This is a genomic window from Pseudomonas sp. Q1-7, assembly GCF_028010285.1.
GTDB lineage: Bacteria > Pseudomonadota > Gammaproteobacteria > Pseudomonadales > Pseudomonadaceae > Metapseudomonas.
On record NZ_CP116304.1, the window covers coordinates 3,341,901 to 3,359,484 of the forward strand.

General features: G+C 67.5%; 12 protein-coding genes. 5 read left to right on the forward strand and 7 right to left on the reverse strand.

The window, feature by feature from the left end:
- Positions 1-63: 63 nt before the first annotated feature.
- The 3 genes from PJW05_RS15465 to PJW05_RS15475 form a co-directional block, all read right to left on the reverse strand.
- The gene (locus PJW05_RS15465) at positions 64-5,562 is read right to left on the reverse strand and encodes an AAA family ATPase (protein ID WP_271412232.1); all 5,499 of its coding nucleotides are present in this window, start codon (positions 5,560-5,562) and stop codon (positions 64-66) included.
- An 89-nt stretch (positions 5,563-5,651) separates the two neighbouring features.
- Positions 5,652-6,323, reverse strand: a complete 672-nt coding sequence (locus PJW05_RS15470; RefSeq protein ID WP_271407892.1) for a response regulator transcription factor — start codon at positions 6,321-6,323, stop codon at positions 5,652-5,654.
- A gap of 118 nt (positions 6,324-6,441) precedes the next feature.
- Positions 6,442-7,371: a LysR substrate-binding domain-containing protein gene (locus PJW05_RS15475; RefSeq protein ID WP_271407893.1), complete on the reverse strand. Its 930-nt coding sequence runs from the start codon at positions 7,369-7,371 to the stop codon at positions 6,442-6,444.
- A gap of 390 nt (positions 7,372-7,761) precedes the next feature.
- On the opposite strand from PJW05_RS15475, the gene PJW05_RS15480 reads away from it, so the two are divergent.
- The 3 genes from PJW05_RS15480 (at position 7,762) to PJW05_RS15490 (ending at position 9,929) form a co-directional block, all read left to right on the forward strand.
- Positions 7,762-8,154 (forward strand): response regulator transcription factor, encoded by a 393-nt coding sequence (locus tag PJW05_RS15480; RefSeq protein WP_271407894.1) that lies wholly within the window; start codon positions 7,762-7,764, stop codon positions 8,152-8,154.
- A 241-nt stretch (positions 8,155-8,395) separates the two neighbouring features.
- Positions 8,396-9,598: an NAD(P)/FAD-dependent oxidoreductase gene (locus PJW05_RS15485; RefSeq protein ID WP_271407895.1), complete on the forward strand. Its 1,203-nt coding sequence runs from the start codon at positions 8,396-8,398 to the stop codon at positions 9,596-9,598.
- Between the two features lie 76 nt (positions 9,599-9,674).
- On the forward strand, positions 9,675-9,929 hold the full coding sequence (locus PJW05_RS15490) for a transmembrane sensor/regulator PpyR (protein WP_271407896.1): 255 nt from the start codon (positions 9,675-9,677) through the stop codon (positions 9,927-9,929).
- A gap of 75 nt (positions 9,930-10,004) precedes the next feature.
- Here PJW05_RS15490 and qhpG read toward each other — a convergent pair whose 3' ends face one another.
- The 4 genes from qhpG to PJW05_RS15510 all read right to left on the reverse strand — a co-directional run bounded on the left by qhpG (position 10,005) and on the right by PJW05_RS15510 (position 15,752).
- Positions 10,005-11,294 carry a flavin-dependent monooxygenase QhpG gene (gene qhpG / locus PJW05_RS15495; RefSeq protein WP_271407897.1) on the reverse strand — a complete coding sequence of 430 codons (1,290 nt, stop codon included), beginning with the start codon at positions 11,292-11,294 and terminating at the stop codon, positions 10,005-10,007.
- The gene (gene qhpE / locus PJW05_RS15500; RefSeq protein WP_271407898.1) at positions 11,287-11,961 is read right to left on the reverse strand and encodes a subtilisin-like serine protease QhpE; all 675 of its coding nucleotides are present in this window, start codon (positions 11,959-11,961) and stop codon (positions 11,287-11,289) included. Before qhpE ends, qhpG begins: the two co-directional genes overlap by 8 nt.
- Positions 11,951-13,684 carry an ABC transporter ATP-binding protein gene (locus PJW05_RS15505; RefSeq protein ID WP_271407899.1) on the reverse strand — a complete coding sequence of 578 codons (1,734 nt, stop codon included), beginning with the start codon at positions 13,682-13,684 and terminating at the stop codon, positions 11,951-11,953. The genes qhpE and PJW05_RS15505 overlap by 11 nt, the downstream gene beginning before the upstream one ends.
- Before the next feature lie 160 nt (positions 13,685-13,844).
- Positions 13,845-15,752 (reverse strand): sigma-54-dependent Fis family transcriptional regulator, encoded by a 1,908-nt coding sequence (locus PJW05_RS15510; protein ID WP_271407900.1) that lies wholly within the window; start codon positions 15,750-15,752, stop codon positions 13,845-13,847.
- 222 nt (positions 15,753-15,974) lie between these two features.
- Between PJW05_RS15510 and PJW05_RS15515 the strand changes: the two genes are divergently transcribed.
- Both PJW05_RS15515 and PJW05_RS15520 read left to right on the forward strand, forming a co-directional pair.
- Entirely contained in the window at positions 15,975-16,373 is a 399-nt protein-coding gene (locus PJW05_RS15515; RefSeq protein ID WP_271407901.1) for a MerR family transcriptional regulator, read from the forward strand.
- 35 nt (positions 16,374-16,408) lie between these two features.
- A complete protein-coding gene (locus PJW05_RS15520) occupies positions 16,409-17,572 on the forward strand; it encodes an isovaleryl-CoA dehydrogenase (RefSeq protein WP_271407902.1) in 1,164 nt (387 codons plus the stop codon).
- Positions 17,573-17,584: the final 12 nt, after the last annotated feature.

Below are 17,584 nucleotides of genomic sequence, written 5' to 3' on the forward strand. Positions count from 1 at the left end.
ACTGGCCTTTCCTGCCCCGCGCGATTCGCCACCCTTCGCATGACATCGAATGATGGCGGCCGGCTAGGCCGTCCCCTCTCCTCCGCCCTGCGCTTCGGCCGCGTGGGGCGGCAAGGTGAACTGGACAGCGGCGCCACGGGGCGGGTTGGCGCCGGCCCACATCCGGCCGCCGTGGGTTTCGATGATCGAGCGGCAGATCGACAGCCCCATCCCCAGGCCGCTGGGCTTGGTGGTGTAGAACGGGGCGAAGAGCTGCTCGCTGCTGGGCGTCGCGAAGCCCGGGCCGGTGTCGCTGACGGTCACCCGCACACTGCCGTCAGCGTCCTCCGCGGTGGCGATGTGCAGGTGTCGCGGCGCATCGACGCCACCCATGGCCTCCAGCGCGTTGACGATGAGGTTGAGCAGCACTTGCTGCAGCTCCACCCGGTCGCCTTCGATGCACGGCAGCCCGGCGGCCAGTTGTGTCCGCACCGAGACGCCGCTCTTGGTGGCCTGGCCGCGGGTGAAGTCGATCATTTCGCGGATGGCCGCGTTGATGTCCACCGGCTCCTTGTGCGGCGGCGCCTTCCTGATCAGGCCACGAATCCGGCCCAGTACGTCCGACGCCCGATTGGCGTCCTTGATGATGCGCGCCAGCACCTTCCCGACCTCGTCCACGTTGGGCGGCTGGGCACCCAGCCAGCGCTGCGCGGCATTGGCGTTGGTCACCGTGGCGGCGATGGGCTGGTTGACTTCGTGGGCGATGGACGCGGCCAACTGCCCCATGGTGGCGACGCGGTTGGCGTGGGCCAGTTCAGCCTGCACCTCGCGGTATCGGCGCTCGCTCTCGCGAATCTTTTCCTCTGCCTGTTTGCGCTCGGTGAGGTTGAGCACGAAGGCCACGCCTTCCTCGCTGCCCGCTTCGAAGGTGGCCAGGCCCAAGATGACCGGCACGCGCCCCCCATCCTTGCGGATGTACTCCTTCTCGAGGGGTTGCACCCGCCCGGACTGCATGGCCTCCGCCAGGGCCCGCACGCTGTCGTCACGCTGTTCCGGCGGCGTAATGTCCCACCAGCGCACGCGGCCCGAGACCAGGTCCTCCCGCTCATAGCCCACCATGCCCAGAAAGGCATCGTTGGCTTCCAGGATCTCGCCATCGGTATTCCAGACGATGATGCCGATGATGTTGGCCTCGACGAGGCGGCGGATCTTCGCTTCACGCTCCGCGACGTCCCGGTACAGGCGGGCGTTCTCCAGGGAAATCGCCGCCTGCGAAGCCAGCAGCTTGAGCACGGCGATCCGCGCCGGGCTGAATACGCGGGCCGTTTGGTTGTTCTCCAGGTAGAGCAGGCCGATCAGCTTGGCCTGGTTCATCAGCGGCAGGCAGAGGATGGAGCGGGCGTGGTGCTGGCTGACGTAGGGATCGCCGGCGTGGAGCGGCTCGGCCGTGGCGTCGTCGAGCACGAGGCTTTCGCGAGTGCGCAGTACCCGGTAGAGGATCGACTCGGCCAGCCGCGCCGGACTGACCGGTTCGTCGCACAGCCGTGTCGAGGCGTCGCCGGCGGTCGTTTCCGCCACGATCCGGTGGTCACCGCCTTCGGACAGGACCAACAAACCCCGCTCCGCGCCGGCCTGTTCGAGGGCCGTGCGCATGACCATGTCGATCAGCCGTTCCAGGACGATGTCGCCCGAAGCCGCCTGGGACACTTTGAGCACGGTGGCCAGGTCGAGCCGCTCGACGGGTGCCGCGATGGTGGCGGTCGGCCCCGGCATGGGTTCCTCCGCACGCAGATAGGGGTACCTCGCCTCCAGTTGCCAGACCTTGCCGTCGGCGCCCCAGCGCCGGTAGCCGTAGTGGGCATCCTGCAGGTACACACGGGCGATCTTTTCCAGCCCACGGGATGCGTAGAAACGCGACGCGAGCTCGTTGGCCAGCGCCTCGATGTGGTCGAAACCGCTGTCCTGCGCGGAGTGGATGGCGTGCTCATAGAGCAGCTCGGCCTCCACCACCTGCCCGTCGAGTCGAGCGATTTCGGCCTCCACCAGCAGGGCACGGCTGGCGAAGTTCTCGGGGCAGAGGTCCGCCCAGCTCTGCAACTGCTTCAGATCAGCGGCCAGTTCGTTCAGGTGCTCGCGGCGTTCGTCGTCGGCAGCGGCGTCGCACAGGGCGGCCCTGGCCAGGGCGTCGTAGAAGTAGTACTCGGCCTCCTCGATGAAGGCGTGGGACGCCCAGAGGATCTGCCGCGCCTTCGATGCCGCGTCCAGGGCCGCATCGAGGTCGCCCGCGAAGTAGCGCGCCTGCAACTTGCGCACCCAGTGCCAGCAACTGAGTACCAGGGAGATCTTCGCCATCCGCTGTTCGGCCTCGGCCTCGTTGAACTGCGCGTCATCCAGGCAGCCGAAAACCGGCGTCAGGCCCCGCAACGTGCGGATCAGCGCCAGCTGGTTGTCGATGAAGCCGACGACCAGGCCGAAGCGGATTTTCCGGGCATAGGCCAGCCCCCGCTCGGCCTCGCCCTGCAGTTCGGGCAAGCGTTCGCCCGCGAACAGCAGATTCGACACGAGGCTGTTGCAGGCGAATGCGCCAAACGGCAGGTCGCCAATCCGGTTGGCCGTGGCGAACGCACTGCGCAGCGGGTCCAGGCAGGTCCGTATGGGCTGAACCCAGCGCGCAACGAAGATGGAGAACGACAGATAGGTACGTGCCTCGTAACGCAGGAGGCCGCGCCGCTCGACGAGTTTGCAGGCGAGCTGGCCGAATCGGTATCCGGCGTCATAGTCGCCGAAGCGCCGTCCAGTGATCCTGGGGATGGTCGCATAGGCCACACACGCGGCATCGCCGTTGCCGTGCTCGATACTGAGGTTGACCGCCTTGCAGACCGTCAGGCAGGCGAGGTTCGGGTCCGCGTGCAAGGCTGGCGCGAGGAGCTTGATCAGCGCGTCGACGGTGGCGAGGGTCGCGGCATCCTCCATCAGCGGCAGGTCGATGAGTGCTTCGATCGACCGCCCCGCGAGCCCCGTCCAGATGCGCTCGTACTCGGCCCGCACCGTCTCGTCGTCCGGGTGGGGCGACCATTCGATGCCGATATGCCGCAGGTAATCGAGGCAGACCGTGACTGCGCGGCTGCTCTGATCCAGGAGCAGGCAGACATCCATGTGCAGGCAGGCCACGCGGGCGCGCTCGGCGGTCGTCGTCGCGCGCTTCGCCAGGGAGAGCAGGCGCTCGTCGGCGTCCACCAGACGACCGGTGAGGAATTCGCATTCCGCCCTGTCCAGTTCCAGCGCGAAAGCCAGCTCATGCCGGTCGCTCCAGCAGGCATCGTCCAGCAGCTCGGCACCGGCGACGAGATAGTCGAGCGCCGAGGCATAGGCGGTCGACGCCTTGGCGCGCCGGCCTGCCAGCAAGTTGATCTCGGCCAGCCGCTCACGCTCCTCGCGCCCGGAGATCAGCGCGGCGCCACGATTGAGCTGCCCGGCGATCTCGAAGATCGCCTCCTCGTGGCCGTCCTGGGGTTGCTGCGCGGCCAGCATCCGCCCGATACGCAAATGGGCCTCGGCGCGCAACGCATCGGGAATCAATGAATAGGCCGCTTCATGGATACGGTCGTGGACGAAGGCATAGGCACCGCCCTGCCGCTCGATCAGTTCCTGGCGGATCGCCTCCCACAGCAGCGCCTGGACCTGGGAACGCCGCTTGCCCAGCACGGTCGCCAGCGTCTGTGCCTTTGCGGCGCTGCCCAGACAGGCCAACTGCTGCAAGGCTTGCTGCGTCTCGGTGGGCAGGCGGCTCAGTTTGTCCACCATCAGGTCGACCACGTTGTCGGTGTAGCCCTTGGCATGGATGCGTTCGGGGTCCCAGTGCCACTGAGCCGTGTTGCGTTCGAAGCTGAGCAGCTCGCCCTCGACCAGGGCGTGCAGGAACTGGATCACGAAGAACGGATTGCCAGCCGTCTTGTCGTGCATGAGCCGCGCCAGCGGTTCGACATGCTCCGGCGCGCAATGGAGCGATTCGGCGACCAATTGCGTGATGTGCGCCGTGGACAGCGGCGAGAGCCTGATCGCCTCGACCCTGCCGCCGGCGCTGCCGATGGCCTGAAGTTTGCAGGCCAGCGGGTGCGTGGCATCCACTTCGTTGTCGCGGTAGGCACCGATGAGCATCAGGTAGCGGAGGTCGGAACTGCCCAGCAGGTCTTCGATGAGGTCGAGGGTCGCCGCATCGAGCCACTGCAGGTCGTCGAGGAACAGCGCCAGGGGGTGCTCCGCGCGGGCGAACACGCCGATGAAGCGGCGGAACACCAGGAGCAAGCGGCGCTTCGCCTGCTGCGGCTCCAGTTCGGCCACCGGCGCTGGCTCGCCGACGATGAGCTTGAGCTCGGGAATCAGCTCGGTCAGCAGCCTGGCGTTGGGCTCCAGCGCATCCAGTAGCGCGGCGCGCCAGTCCGCCAGTTCCGCGTCGCTTTTGCCCAGCAGCGTTCGCACCAGGCTCTGGAACGCCTGGGCCAGCGACGAGTACGGAATGTTGCGCTTGTACTGGTCGAACTTGCCGGAGGCGAACAGCCCCCGCTGCGCCACCAGCGCCTTGTGCAGTTCATTGACCACCGAGGATTTGCCGATGCCGGAATAGCCGGAGACCAGTACCAGCTCCGGCGTGCCGCTGTTGACGATGCGGCCGAAGGCGGACATCAGTGCCTCGACTTCGCGCTCTCGACCGTACAGCTTCTCGGGCACCAGCAGCCAGTCGGGCGCGCCCCGCTCGTCCAGGGGGAAGTCCCGGATGCGGCGCTGCCGCTGCCAGTCGGCCAGGCAGCGCTTCAAGTCATGCTCCACGCCGGCAGCCGTCTGGTAACGCTCCTCGGCCGTCTTGGCCAGCAGTTTCATGACGATGCGCGAAATCACGGGGGGCACCGCCGCCTCCCGCTCAGCCGGCGGAACCGCTTTTCGGGCGATATGGCAGTGCACCCACTCCATGGCATCGGCGGCAACGAACGGCAGCACGCCGGTGAGCATCTGGTAGAAGGTGACGCCCAGGGCGTAGAGATCGCTGCGCGAGTCGATGGAACGGTTCATCCGGCCGGTCTGTTCGGGGGCCATGTAGGCAAGCGTGCCGGCGATGGTTTCCAGCGGTTCCGGCGCCTGCCGCTCACGCGGTAGCCGCGAGGTGAGGCCGAAGCCGGTGAGGCGGGTCTGCCCATCGGCGCAGTTCACCAGGATGTGGGCGGGCTTGAGGTCCTTGTGCACCAGCCCGCGCTGGTGCAGTTGGCCCAGCGCGCCGGCGATGCCCACGGCCAGGCGCAGGAAGCCGCCCGTTTCCATGGGGGCGCCGAGCAGCCGCGAGAGGGGTTCGCCATCGGGGTCTGCCAGCACCAGCAGGGTCTGCCCGGCCTGACGCAGCAGTTCCAGCGGACGCAGCGCCCAGGCGTCGTCCAGTTCATCCCGCAAACCGAACTCGTGGGCCAGGCGCTCCAGGTTGGCCGGTGGCGGCTGTTCGGCTGCCAGCCGCACCACCAGAACGCGGGCCGCGCCCTCCTCCGTGCGCGGCGCGCGGCAGAAGACACGCTCACCGTCGTCCCACACAATCTGCAATCTGTCAGTCATCGAGGTCGGGTCATCCGAGGTGGTGTGCCTGCCCGATGCCGTCACCGGCCGACCGCCGGAGCGCAACCCCGGCACGATCAGGACGATTTGCGCGGCAGCTGGATGCCAAGGGTTTCCGATTTGCGCACCAGGTCAGCGACGGAGCGCGCAGCCAGTTTCTTCATCACTTGCCCGCGATGGACCTTTACCGTCACTTCGCTGAGGTTCAATTCGGCGGCGATCTGCTTGTTCATCAACCCGGCCACGACAAACCCCATCACTTCGCGCTCGCGGCTGGTCAGCGAGTCGTAGGCGGCACGCAGCACGGCGCTGGAACGCTCGGCGGCAAGACGCTCGCCGTCCCGCGCCAGGGCCGTGGCGACCGCGTCCAGCATGTCCTGGTCACGGAAGGGCTTGGCGAGAAAGTCGACGGCCCCGGCCTTCATCGCCTTCACCGTCATGGCAATGTCGCCATGCCCGGTCATGAACACGATGGGCATGCGCACGCCGCTCTGCTCGAACTGTTCCTGCAGGGCGAGCCCGCTCTCGCCGCGCAGCCGGACGTCGAGGATCAGGCAACTGGGAACGTCGCGCCGGGGGAAGGCAAGGAACTGCTGCGACGATTCGAAGGTTTCCACGCGCAGGCCGATCGAACGCAGCAGCCCGTCGAGGGCGAGCCGTATCGACTCGTCGTCATCGACCACGTAGACGACCGGTTCCTTGTGGTCGGCCGGGGCTTCGGTCGGGGGTGAATTCGACCAGGAACTCATCGTGCCTCCTCTGCGCCGGCCGGCAATGCGCGCGGCGCGCAGGTCAAGAAAAAACTAGTCCATGGCGCCCGGCGCGGCAACGCCAGCGGCTGCCCGGACACCCCACCGCAACGGCCCATCAGGCGACCACCGCGGCACGTGCCGCCGGCTCGCCCAGGTAGTGGCGGAAGCGGGTGCGCAGCCAGCGTTCGCTCGGGTCGTTGTGGCTGGCCCCGCGCCAGGCCATGGACAGGTCCGGGGCCGGCAGGTCGACCGGCGGTAGCTCCGCGCGAATCCCCTCGAGCTTCACCAGGGCCTGTGCGACATAGTCCGGCGCCAGGGCCAGCATGTCGCTATCGGCCAGCAGCGCGGGCAAGGCGCTGAACTGCGGCACCGCCAGCACCACCTTGCGCCGCAGCCCGGTCTGGCTCAGGACCTGATCCACATCGTCGATGACCTGCCCCATCGAAGACACCACCACATGGGGCCGCCGGCAGAACGCTTCCAGGTCCAGCGGGCCGACGGCGCCATCCGCGCGCAGCAGCATCGGCTGCTGCGGTCGCAGGCTGCGGCAATGGGAGCTGGCCGGCAGCTCCTGCGCCAGCCCCACGCCCAGGGATATCTCGCCGGAGGTCAACAAATGGGGCAATTGCCAGCGGTCCGCGCGGCGCACCACCAGGGTCACATTGGGCGCCTCGTCGCGCAGGTGCCTCATCAGGCGCGGAAGCAGCGCGTACTCGACATCGTCCGAGAGCCCGATGTGGAAGGACGCATCGCTGGTCAACGGATCGAACGCCTGGGTGAAGCTCAGGGCTTCGGCGATGCCTTCGAGGGCCGGCGCCAGCCGCGCATGGATTTCCTTGGCCCGCGCCGTGGGCTCCATCACCCCGCCCGTGCGAACGAACAGCGGGTCATTGAACATCGAACGCAACCGCCCGAGGGCGCTGCTGATGGTGGTCTGCCCCAGGAACAGCCGCTCGCCGGCCCGGGTCACGTTGCGCTCGCGCATCATGGTTTCAAAGACAACCAGGAGATTGAGGTCGGCACGTCGAAGGTCATTTCTGTTCATCTTGTTCGCCGCCTGGCTAATTGGATTCGATCGCGACGTCGCTGTCCTGCGGCAATCACCACAGGCCAGCGACGTGGGGCCAGCTTATCCACGCCAATATCGGGGCGTCATTTGTACATCGGGCCAGGCGGGTTATCTCTTGGATGCACCCCCCTGTACATGGGTATTGCCGGTGGCGGAAGTTCAACCGCCCCGCAGGTTCGGCGGATACCGCTTCAGCGCCGATTCCAGACCTTGCGGGCCTCCTTCTCCCGCGGCATTCTGCCGTGCATTGTCAAACTACCGATATCAACACTTCAGTGTCATTGAGCTATACATAGGTATACTTCTCCGCCTTTACCGAGGGCGTATCTTTAAATTTGTGACGGTCGCTATCATGAGCGAGTTCAAATGACGCAAGACACTTACAAGGACACTACGACGGTTATTGCAATCGTCGACGACGATGAGTCCGTTCGTGAAGCCCTGGAAGGCCTGTTGAGATCCAGCGGTTATCAGGCCCGTACCTATTCCGACGCCCTGGATTTCCTCGAATCCGCCGACCCCAACGGTACGCATTGCCTGATTTCCGACATCCAGATGCCGGGCATGAGTGGCGTCGAGTTGCACGAAAGACTGGTCGAATCGGGTGTCCTGATTCCCACCATATTGATCACCGCCTTTCCCGAAGCGGCGCAGCGCGCGGGATCCGCGTTGCCGGGCGTGATCGCCTGCCTGCCCAAGCCCTTCCCGGCCGACCGCTTGCTGGAGTGCGTCGAGGACGCCCTTCGCCGCCGGCACTGAACGCCGCCTCGACCTCACCCGACGCACGTCGATATACCTTCGTATAGCGCCTTTCGCCTCCCGAATAACTCCGATGCACTGATGTAGAAGTGCCTTCGGAAAATCTCGCCGATAACATGAAACCACAGCGGACGAACAACTACGGCGATATATAAACCACTGTCCCGACACATAGGCTTCGCTCCGCCAGACTTGAAAACAAAACTTCAAGAGCATTTACCCACTCTTTCAGGAGCAAGTCATGAAACAGCATATTCTGGTAATTGGCGCGGGATTCGGCGGACTCTGGAGTGCATTGAGCGCGGCGCGCCTGCTGGACAAGCACAATCGCCACGACGTGGACATTTCCCTGCTGGCCCCGCAGGCCGAACTGCGCATTCGCCCGCGCTTCTACGAACCCGACGTGCACACCATGTTCGCCCCGCTGGACGCGCTGTTCGACTCGGTGGGCGTGCGCTTCGTCAAGGGCACCGCCACTGGCATCGACGAACAAGCCCGAACCGTGCGCTACCGCGATGAAGACGGTCGCGAAGCCGCGCTGGGCTACGACCGCCTGGTGCTGGCCGCCGGCAGCCAGTTGGCCCGACCGCCGGTACCCGGCCTGGACGCCCACGCCTTCGACGTCGACCAGATCGAAAGCGCGGTCCGCCTGGAAGACCACCTGAAGTCCCTGAAGAACCGCCCCCACAGTGCCGCACGCAACACAGTGGTGGTCGCCGGCGGCGGCTTCACCGGCATCGAAACCGCCACCGAAATGCCGGCGCGCCTGCGTGCCGTGCTGGGTGACGACCAGGATATCCGCGTGGTCATCGTCGATCGCGGCCCGCAGATCGCCGCCGCCCTGGGTGACGGCATTCGCTCGCCGATCGCCGAGGCTTCCGAGCACCTGGGCATCGAATGGATCCTCAATGCCACGGTGGCCGCGGTGGACGCCGACGGCGTGACCCTCGCCGATGGCCGCCGCATCGACAGCCACACGATGATCTGGACCGTCGGCTTCCGCGCCAGCCCGCTGACCGAGCAGCTCTCCGGCGCGCGTGATCCGCAAGGGCGACTGCATGTGGACCAGCACCTCAAGGTGCTCGGCCAGGACCACGTCTTCGCCGCCGGCGATGTGGCCTATGCCGCCACCGACGACCTCGGCAACTTCGCCGCGATGTCCTGCCAGCATGCGATCGCCCTCGGCCGCCATGCCGGCAACAACGTCGCCGCCGACCTGCTGGGCGTCGAGCCGACCCCGTACCGCCAGCCCAAGTACGTGACCTGCCTGGACCTGGGCGGCTGGGGCGCGGCCTTCACCGAAGGCTGGGACCGCCAGTTGAAGTTGGTGAAGAAGGAGGCCAAGGACCTCAAGACCCAGATCAACACCCTCTGGATCTACCCGCCGGCAGCCGACCGCAACACCGCCCTGGCGGCGGCTGATCCGATGATCCCGGTCGCCTGAGCCGCCAACCCGACCCAGGCTTGCGCCGCGCCGTGGCGCAAGCCTGCCGAACATCATCCGCAGAGGGGAACTGGCCATGTCCGCCTTCTTCGAGTCTCCCCGGCGCGTCCAGACGCTTTCCACCCACCTGCTGGCAGGCGGCACGCTGACAGCGGTCCTCGGCACCCTGCTGGCCTATGTCCTGGACGCCTATCTGCCGATTGGCGTCCAGGTGCTGGCCCACTTCCTCACCTTGCTGGGCCCGACCGCGATCAAGCTCGGCTACGTGCTGCGCCTGCACCGGCAGTACCACATCGATGCGGGTCTGCGTCGCCTGGGTGATCGGGGCTGATCGTTCCCCCTCGCCTCCGAAAGGTTCCCCGTCAGGGCAGACACGCGCACGCGCAGACCTGGCTAGCCAGCGCGCTCAGGGGCGATAGCCTTGGGCGAGCAGCCAGCCCTGCACCAGCCGCCGCTGGGGCTCCGGCAACGCCTCCAGGGCCCGGCCCTGCTCCCCGCGCTGGAGGGCGGTGACGATGGGCGCCAGGGGGATGCCCTGCAGGTGCCAGATGCCCAGGGGCTGGTCGGCGGTCACCACCACGTCCTGTTCTTCGATCAGGTCGCCGTGGATCACCGGCGCCCGTTCGACCCTCACCTGGCTGAAATCCGCCGCCGCGTGCAGCGGCTGGGCATCGGGCCATTGGCGGCGCTCGCGCCAGAAGGGTTGCCCGGGCCAGCGTTGTTCCAGGGCGTAGAAATCGCGTCCGGTGCGGGCGAAACGCAGGAACAGGTGCTCCACCCGCCGCTGATGAAAGCGACGGGCCAACTCGGCACGTTCGGGGCATTGCAGGATGGTGTTGATCACCGCCGGCGCCTGCAGGGCGGAGGACAGCGACTGGAAGATGCCGTTGCCGGAGAGCGGGTCCACTGCCATCGCGGCGTCGCCGACCCGCAGCCAGTTCGGGCCGCTGGCTTCGTGGAAGAGGATCGCCGTGCTGCTGCGGGCATGCAGGCTGGCGGGCTGCAGTGCGGCCGCGCCGTAGAGTTCGCGGACCAGCGTGGATTGGCGGCGGCGTTGGGCGCAGTAAGCGGGGAGCTGTTCCTTGGGCGGCAGGTCGCGGGCGTCCAGGGTGATCTGCCAATAGCAGCGGCCATCCGCCAGGCGCGCCATCCAGGCCCAGCCGTCGGGCAGGCTTTCCACCGCCGAACCGGGTCGGCCGGGCGCGTCCTGCCACTGGTTGAGCAGGCTCAGGGTTTCCGGCCCGCGCAGGCGGCCGCCGGCCAGCGGGGCCGAGCGGCCACGGGCTTCGACGAGGAAGTCGGCGCGCAACGCTTCGCCCGGTTCGATCCGGACGTGATGGCCGTCGGCGCCGCTGTCCACTTTCAGGACGCGCGCCTCGACGACCTCGACGCCGGCCTCGCGCAGGTCCTGGCGAAGGGCCGCGTCGAAGCGTGCGCGGTCCAGCAGGCATTCCTGGTTGATCGACTGGCCATCGCCATTCCACAGCACGCGCCGGGGCGATGGCGCGGCGGCGCAGGCCAGCGCCTGGTTCAATCCGGCCTGGCGCAGGCCGTCCAGTACCCGCTGGGAGACGCCCTCCACCGCCGCGAAACGCCGCCCTTCGCCGACCACGCGCACGGCGTGGCCCAGACGCTTCAATCCCAGGGCCACCGCCGCGCCGGCAGGGCCGGCGCCGAGCACGAGGATGTCACTCATGGCCACGCCGCTCCGGCCCGACGAAGGCGGCGCCTTCCCGTAGCCATGCGATGACCGCCTCGCGGCTGGCACCGGGCTGGGCTTGCAGGAAGCCGGCGATGATACCGCTCAAGGCCGCGCAGCCCACGCTGGAGCCGGCCACGCCATTGGCGGCGCACACAGGGGCGCCGAAATCCGCCTGGGGGCTGTTCAGCCAGGACCATTGTCCCGACGCGCAGCGGGCATCGCCGGTGACGCGGATCACGCCCGGATAGGCCGCCGGGTACACCGGCTCGCCCTGGGCCGGGCTGGAGGCGCACAGGATGAGGCCGGATGTTTGGGCCAGCACGCAGGCCTCGCGCAGCACCGGGCGGTCGTTGCGCAGGCCGAGGCTCATGCTGATGAGGGCCACGTCCTGCTCGATCAGCCAGTGCAGTGCGGCCGCGATTTGCAGCGGGCTGGTCTGCCAGCGCTCGCCGAACACCTGGGCCACGCACAGGCGGACAGGTCCGCACTGCTCGCCGAGGGTATCCAGCACCGCGCTGCCGTGGCCCAGGGCATCGGGCCGGGTGTCGCCTTCCAGCAGTTCGCCGCCCTCCAGCCAGAAGCGCCGTGAACGGCTCACGCGGTCGGCCTGGCGGGGCGCGAAACCGCTGTCGATGATGCCGACGACAAGCTCACTGGCCATGGCTCACCGGGTCCTGTTCGAGGCTGTGCAGGCGGCCGTCTTCGAGGCGGAAGCCGATATCGGCCTGGGCCAGGGTGGAAGGCCGGTGGCTGATGAGGATGCGCGTGCGCCCGGCGAAGAGTTGGTCGATGGCGGCGATCACTTCGCGTTCGGTGGCTTCGTCCACCGCCGAGGTGGCTTCGTCGAGCACCAGGATCAGCGGTTCCTGCAGCAGCGCGCGGGCGATGGCGATGCGCTGCTTCTGGCCGCCGGACAACTGTTGGCCGCGTTCGCCCAGGGGGCTGTCCAGGCCCAGCGGCAAGGATTCGATCAGCCCGTCGAGCCGCGCCAGGCGCGCCACCTGTTCCAGGGCTTCGCGGCTGGCCTGCGGGGCGCTGTAGGCGAGGTTTTCGGCGAGGGTGCCACGGAACAGCACGATGTCCTGGCTGACCACGGCGATGCGCCGGCGCAGGGCGAACAGGTCCAGCTCGCGCAGGTCGGCGCCGTCCAGCAGCACACGGCCCTGGTCGGGGTCGTAGAAGCGTTGCAGCAGGTCGATCAGGGTCGACTTGCCGACCCCCGAGGCGCCGCTGATGGCCACTTTGAGGCCGGCGGGGATCAGCACATCCACCCCGCGCAACACCGCGCCGGCGCGCTGCTCGTGGGCGAAGTGCACGCCCTCCAGGCGCAGCTCTCCCCGGCCCTCCGGCATGGGGCGCGGGGTGTCGGGCTGGCGCACCGGCACCGGCTCCTGCTGCAGCTCCATGACCCGGCCGAGGCTGACGGTCATGCGTTGCAGGGCAACATAGAGGCCCAGCAGGCTCTGCACCGGCCCCACGGCCATGCCGAGGTAGGTGGAGAAGGCGATCAGCGCGCCCAGTTGCCAGGTGCCCTGGATCACCCAGTAGCCACCGATCAGGAAGGCGCAGGCGCGGGACAGCGAGGTGAGCGTGCCGGGTACGGCATGGGTGAAGAACTCGGTGACCTGCACCTTGAGCAACTGGCGCATGTAGCCCTGCCCCAGCCCTTCCAGGCGGCGGGATTCGCGCTGCTGCGCCCCGGCGGCCTGGATGAACTTCATCGCCGGCAGGGTTTCGACGAGGAAGGACGAGACATCCGCCGAGCGCTCGCGCAGGCTGCGCACCTCGCGCTCCACCTTGCGCCGCATCCAGCGCAGCCAGAGCACTTCGATGGGAATCAGCAGCGCCAGCAGCAGGGACAGTTGCCAGGACAGCAGCAGCATCAGGGTCACCGCGCCGATCAGGCCGATGACACTGGAAACCGCCGAGAACAGCGAATCCACGGCAAAGCGCTGGATTTCCGCGACATCGCCATCCAGCCGGGAAAGGATGTCGCCGATGCGCTTGCGCCCATAGAAGGCCGGCGAGAGTTGCTGCAGATGGCGGTAGAGGTCATCGCGCAGGGCGAAGAGGATGCGCCCGGAAAGCCGGGTGTGCAGGTAGCGATTGATGCCCGCCAGCAGCGTGCCGAAGATGCCGACGGCGATCATGGCCACCGCCACCTGCACCAGCAGGCCGAAGTCCTTGGCCAGCAGGCCGTCGTCGATCAGGGTCTTGGTCAGCCAGGGCTGGGCCAGCACCAGCAGCGACGCGCCGAGGGACAGCCCGAGCAGCACACCGATAGCACGCATCTGCGGGCGCACGAAGCCGTAGAGCCAGGCCAGGGCGCGGCGCAGCAGGTCGGGGTCGCGGGTTTCCACCAGCTTGAGGAGGAGACGGGTCATGGGGTCATGGCCAGGGATTGCAGGTTCATTGTGGGGGCGAATTCATTCGCTCCGGGCTGCAACGCAGCCCCCATGGACCTTGCAGGGCAGACCTGCGGCCTGCTTAGCGAATGAATTCGCCCCCACAGGTTTCCCATCGCACGCTGGCAACGCGGTCGGCTCATCCCCTTAACTGCTTCAACTTGCGGTACAGGGTCGCGCGGCTGATGCCGAGGGCGTCGGCGGCGGCGGAGACGTTGCCCTGGTGGCGGTCGAGGGTGGCGCGGATCAGTTCCAGTTCGTTCTCGCGGATGCTGCCGGGCTGGCGGCAACTGGCGGTCAGTTCGTCCAGCAGGCTGTCGGTGAGGTGGTCGAGGCCGAGGACGCGCTCGCCCTCCTCGCGCATGGCCAGGGCCGCGCGCAGGACCATTTCCAGTTGGCGGATGTTGCCTGGCCAGTCGTAACCGGCGAACAGCTCGGTCAGGTCCTGGTCGAGGCTGACATCGGCGGCGCCGAACTTGTGCAGCACGCTGCCGATCATCCCGGCCAGGTCGTCGCGCTCGCGCAGGGCCGGCAGGCGCAGGCTGACGCCGTTGACGCGGTAATAGAGGTCTTCGCGGAACAGCTTGTCCTGCACTAGGCGCTTGAGGTCGCGGTGGGTCGCGCAGATCACGGCCACATCGATGGCCTGTTCCTCGCCGGCGCCGAGCGGCGCCACCCGGCGCTCCTGTAGCACGCGCAGCAGGCGCGCCTGCAGGCTCAGGGGCATGTCGCCGATCTCGTCGAGGAACAGGGTGCCGCCGTGGGCCTGCATCAACCGCCCGACCATGCCGCCCCGCCGGGAGCCGGTGAAGGCGCCTTCGCGGTAGCCGAAGAGTTCGGATTCGATCAGGCCTTCCGGGATCGCCGCGCAGTTCACCGCGACGAACGCCTTGTCGGCGCGTGGGCCGGATTGGTGCAGCGCGCGGGCCACCACCTCCTTGCCGGTGCCGGTCTCGCCCAGCAGCAGCACCGGCAGGTCGTTGGCCAGGCCCTGGCGGGCCATGCGCAGGGCGCGGGCGAAGCGGGCGTCGCGGCCGGCCAGTTCTTCCAGCAACGGCAGCTTCTGCGCGGCGGGCGCCTTGGCCGCCGGGGCGATGCCGCCGAGGCTGGTGTGACGCGGCACCTGCAGGGCACGGAAATAGAACTCGCCCTTGGCGGTCTGCACGCTGCTCACGCCGCCCTGCATCAGGCGCGTGATGAACTGCGGCGAGCGCTCGCCGATCAGCTCGCTGGAGCGGCGGCCAACCAGGGCTTCGCGGCGCACCTGCAGCAGGTCGCAGGCGCGTTCGTTGGCGGCCAGCACTTCGCCGTCCAGGCTCACCGCCAACAGGCCGTGCCAGGCGCTGCCGAGGTACTGCGGACGGCTGTGGAAGGCCAGCACCAGGTGGTCCGGGTAGCAGAGGCCGAACATGCGACTCTCGATATTGCCGGCGGCCAGCATCAGGGTGGCGAGGTTGTCCTGGGGCTGGGCCATGACGCCCTGGCGGGTCAGGTCGATCACGCCGACCACCCGACCCTGGGGGTCGCGCAGCGGCACCGAGGTGCAGGAAAACGGGCTGAGGCGGTCCAGGTAATGCTCGCCACAGTTGATCAGGGTGGGCCGCCCTTCGACCACCGCGGTGCCAATGGCGTTGGTGCCGCGGAGGGATTCGCTCCAGCAACTGCCGGGGCGCAGGTCGCGCAGGCCGAAGTGTTTGAGGTACTCGGTCTGCCCCTCGATGGCCAGCACGTTGGCCTGGGCGTCGCCGAGGATGATCAGACCGCCCTTGCCCTGCTGGCTGACCAGGTATTCCAGCTCCGGGGTGGCGGCATCGATCAGCAGGCGGTTGCTGTCCAGCAGCAGTTGCAGGTCGTGTGTCTGTTCCAGGCCGACCTGCTCGCCTTCCAGGCAATTGAGGCCATGGCCCAGGCTGCGCCGCCAGGAGGCGTCGATCTCGTCGCGCAGCACACCCTGGGGCAGCTCGCCATCGCTGACCAGCTTCAGCCTGGCCTGTCGCGATTCGTGCAAGGGATCGGTAGCGTTTTTTATTCGAATGTCTTGCGCCATCTCTCGCTCCAACGTGCGCCCCGGCAGCGGCCGGCGGTCAAATCGCACGCCTTGAATGTCTACACCCCCGGCCCGCCTCCGTAAAGTGCGAGCCAACCGTCCGGCAGACAGCAAGGTTCGGGCCGAATCGGCGGTCGACCGGCGTTGGGCGGCGCAGTTGACAGTCAGGTTGGCACAGGTTTACGTTAACGTAAAGGTAAACGCCAACACGAGCATTCGCCCATGCCCACCACCTACAGCATTTCCGACCTGGCCCGCGAACTGGATGTCACCACCCGCGCCATCCGCTTCTATGAGGAGCAAGGCATGCTCAGCCCCGAGCGCCGTGGCCAGGAGCGCATCTACAGCCCGAAGGACCTGGTGGCGCTGAAGCTCATCCTGCGCGGCAAGCGCATCGGCTTCTCCCTCGCCGAGTGCAAGGAACTGATCGACCTCTACGACCCCAGCAGCGGCAACCGCAAGCAGTTGCAGACCTTCATGGACAAGATCGCCGCGCGCCGCGCGCAGCTCGAACAGCAGTTGCTGGACATCCAGCAGATGCAGCTGGAACTGGATACGGCCGAGGAACGCTGCCTGGCGGCAATGGCCGAAACCGAACGCAAACTGGGCGCCAACGCCTGACCCATCACCCGACAACGACTAGAACAGGTGGAACCATGAGCTACCCCACTCTCAACTTCGGTCTCGGCGAGACCATCGACATGCTGCGCGATGCCGTCCATCAGTTCGCCCAGGCCGAACTGGCCCCGCGTGCCGCGCAGATCGACCGCGATAACGAGTTCCCCATGGACATGTGGCGCAAGTTCGGCGACATGGGCCTGCTGGGCATGACCGTGGAAGAGGAGTACGGCGGCACCAACATGGGCTACCTGGCTCACGTGGTGGCGATGGAAGAAATCAGCCGCGCCTCCGCCTCGGTCGGCCTGTCCTACGGCGCCCACTCCAACCTGTGCGTCAACCAGATCCGCAAGAACGGCACCCACGAGCAGAAGCAGAAGTACCTGCCCAAGCTGTGCTCCGGCGAACACGTCGGCGCGCTGGCCATGAGCGAGCCCAACGCCGGCTCGGACGTCGTGTCGATGAAGCTGCGCGCCGAGAAGAAAGGCGACCGCTACGTGCTCAACGGCAACAAGATGTGGATCACCAATGGCCCGGACGCCAACACCTACGTGATCTACGCCAAGACCGACGTCAACGCCGGCTCGCGCGGCATGACCGCCTTCATCGTCGAGCGCGACTACAAGGGTTTCTCCCGTCACCAGAAGCTGGACAAGCTGGGTATGCGCGGCTCCAACACCTGCGAGCTGGTGTTCGAAGACGTCGAGGTGCCGGAGGAAAACATCCTTGGCGCGGAAGGCCGTGGCGTGGCCGTGCTGATGAGCGGCCTGGACTACGAGCGCACCGTGCTCTCCGGCGGCCCGACCGGGATCATGAGCGCCTGCATGGACGTGGTGCTGCCCTACGTGCACGAGCGCCAGCAGTTCAAGCAGTCCATCGGCGAGTTCCAGCTGGTGCAGGGCAAGCTGGCCGACATGTACGCCGGCATGAACGCCTCCAAGTCCTACCTGTACACCGTGGCCAAGGCCTGCGACCGCGGCGAGGAATCGCGCAAGGACGCCGCGGCGGTGATCCTCTACACCGCCGAGATGGCCACCAAGATGGCCCTGGACACCATCCAGCTGCTCGGCGGCAACGGCTACACCAACGAGTACCCGGCAGGCCGCCTGCTGCGCGACGCCAAGCTCTACGAGATTGGCGCAGGCACCAGTGAAATCCGCCGCATGCTGATCGGTCGCGAGCTGTACAACGAAACCCGCTGATCGTCTGACAGT